Genomic DNA, 2565 nt, shown 5'->3' with positions numbered 1-2565 from the left:
GGCAAGCTCCCAGCGGATCGCGCGTTCCTCCGTGGGGGCGTCCGCCGGCAGATCGAGCTCGTCCATCACCTGGTCGAAGAGCCTGGCCGCCTCCGGCTCCTCGGAACGCCCGGGCCCGGCGTGCCCGCTGTGGGCGTAATGGAGGCCATCCCCGCAGTCATCGATCATCCTGTTCGCCATGAGCAGCAGTGAGGTGGACGAGACAGGCCTGCACCGGCTGGTCGCTCTGTCGGACGGCATCTTCGCCATCGCCATGACGCTGCTGGTGCTCGACATTCATGTGACTCCGGGACTGGACGCGGCCGGCTTCCGCCGCATGGTGCACGGGTTGCTGCCCAACATCGGCGCCTACGGGTTGAGCTTCGCCATCCTTGCCGGCGTCTGGCGCGACCACCGCCGGATCCTCCGACTCGCCGGGCCGCTGAGCACGATGTCCGTACGGCTCGCACTCGTCGGGCTGGGCGTCATCGCGCTGCTTCCCTTCCCCACCACGATGCTGTCCGAGTACGCCTCGCAGTCCCTGGCCGTCGCCGTCTACGCGGGCACCATCATCGTCATCGACCTGCTGCAACTCGCGCTGCTCCTTTCGATCCGGCGCAGCCCGGAGCGGGCCGGTCCCTCCGACGAGCGTGTCCGCCGGAAGATCGCCGCGGACCTGGGTACGAACATCGTGGTCTTCGGGGCGACGGTACCGATCGCTTTTGCCTCACCGTCGGCCGCGATCTGGACCTGGACGTCCCTGGTCCCCGTCAAGATCGCGCTCGTAAGACGCGAAGCCGCCCGGGGCCGTCGATGAGAAACGGTCGGCGACGGCACGGCCGGTCGCCAAACCGGCCGGTCGAGTCGACATGGTGTCGGGTTGACGGCTGTCGTGGGTCGGTCCGGCAGAGGGCCAGGGCCGGGCACAGATCGCCGGGCGGCCCGCAGAGCTTCCTGCTGCTACCGAAGTCCAACGAAAGGCCGACGCCGGACGGTATCGGAGTGTTCTCGGAGCGTCGCCCCCGCCGGGTTCACCGGTCTCGCGCGTGACGCGCCGACATGGTTCGTGTGATCACTATTGGTCTACTCCAATCTGTCCTGAATGCGTCGTCACAGCAGGCCCCGGGCTGCCGTTCACTGTTCCTCCCGAGCAGCCGGGTTCGCTGCCGCAGAACCGGTCGACATGGGAGGCGGGATGCGAAGGGCCGTACGCTGTCTGGTCGTTGGGGTTGCCGCCGTGATCGGAGCCGGTGCGGTGGTGGCCGTGCACGTCGACGGGCGGACGCCGCTCGTGCCCGCCCTGTGCCTGGACGGGCTCCTCGCGGTCGGCTGGCTGTCCCTCCTCGCCCTGGCCGTACCGCGGCGACGGCCCGCGGGCCCGTCGGTGGACGACGGCGACGGGCCGCCGCAGCAGGCCGACCTCCCCTACCGGGCGGACGCCGAGCCTCGCGCGACCTCGCACTGGAGGGGTCGCCACGGGCCCTGACCCCGGCCCCGGCCCGGCCCCGGTCCCGCTCCCGGCCCCGACCCTGTGGAATCCGGCCGAGGTCGCGTCGCGGTCTTTCCGCCGTGGGCGGCTCCTGCCACCATGACGCGAGGACCCCGGAGCGAGGGAGAGCTGTGGTACCGACGGTGCGCGTGAGTTCGGCGGTCATGACCCACCCGGTACGCCTGGTTCAGGCCCGCGAGCTGGCCGAGCGGCTCGGGCTGGACGGCCTGGCGCTCGATCCGGAGCCGGACGGCCCGCCGTCGGCGCTCCGGACGGCCCTGGTCGCCTGGGCGGCGGCGGACTCCGGGGGGAGCCATCACCTCGTCGTCCAGGACGACGTCTCCGCCCCGGAGAACATGGTGGCGCTCGTCGGCCGCGCGGCCACCCGGTTCCCCGACGAGGCCCTGGTGTTCTACACCAACTGGCACGCGCGCAACGGCGGTGCCGCCCGGCTCGCCGCGCTCGCCGGAGCCTCCTGGGTGCGGGCGGTGCCGGACGAGTTCACGCCGTCCCTCGCCGTCTGTCTGCCGCTCGACACGGTGGAGGACTTCCGCCGGTTCGCCACCGGCAGCGCCGAGCGCCACGACGACGAGCTCTTCTCGGTCTTCTTCCGCGAGCGCGGCCGGATGAGTCTGATCGCCGTGCCCAACGTGGTGGAGCACATCGGCACCAGCAGCATCAACGGCCATGCCACCCAGGGGATCCGGCTCGCCGTCTGCCCCGTGGACGCCGCCGACGCCGCACCGCTGCTGGAGCGGGGCCGCGTCCTGGAGGAGCCGGGGTGGATCCCGTACATGCGGTACGGCGAGGGCTACGTCCGGCTGGTCGGCCAGGAGCACGGCCCGGACGGCGGACGGGGTCACCACCGCTGGCTCGACGCCCTGCCGGCGACCGGCATCCCGGAGCGGGCCGTGCGCGATGCGGTGGCGGCGGACATGCCGGAGGACCTGGCGTCGGAGGTGGCGCGGCGGTTCGGCCGGAGCTTCGCCGAGGAGCTGTGGATCCACTGCCTCCTGCTCGGCCGGCAGGCGGCCGAGGCCGCCCGCCGGCTGTCCGGCGACCCCGGCGACCCCGGACACCCCAAAGCCCCCAACGCC

Annotated in this window: 3 protein-coding genes; all 3 read left to right on the top strand. The window is 72.4% G+C overall.

Annotation, left to right across the window (positions count from 1 at the left end):
- Window positions 1-178 precede the first annotated feature (178 nt).
- Window positions 179-796, top strand: coding sequence for a TMEM175 family protein (locus ACIQOV_RS36870; protein ID WP_401055159.1), 618 nt, complete (start codon window positions 179-181; stop codon window positions 794-796).
- A 420-nt stretch (window positions 797-1216) separates the two neighbouring features.
- Complete coding sequence (locus ACIQOV_RS36865; protein WP_401055158.1) at window positions 1217-1465, top strand: hypothetical protein; 249 nt, start codon at window positions 1217-1219, stop codon at window positions 1463-1465.
- Window positions 1466-1617: 152 nt separating this feature from the next.
- On the top strand, window positions 1618-2565 hold a 948-nt coding region (locus tag ACIQOV_RS36860), incomplete at its 3' end, for a hypothetical protein (RefSeq protein WP_401055157.1).

Source organism: Kitasatospora sp. NPDC091257, from assembly GCF_044757675.1.
GTDB lineage: Bacteria > Actinomycetota > Actinomycetes > Streptomycetales > Streptomycetaceae > Kitasatospora > Kitasatospora lactacystinica.
This window is presented reverse-complemented; position numbering and strand designations above follow the sequence as displayed.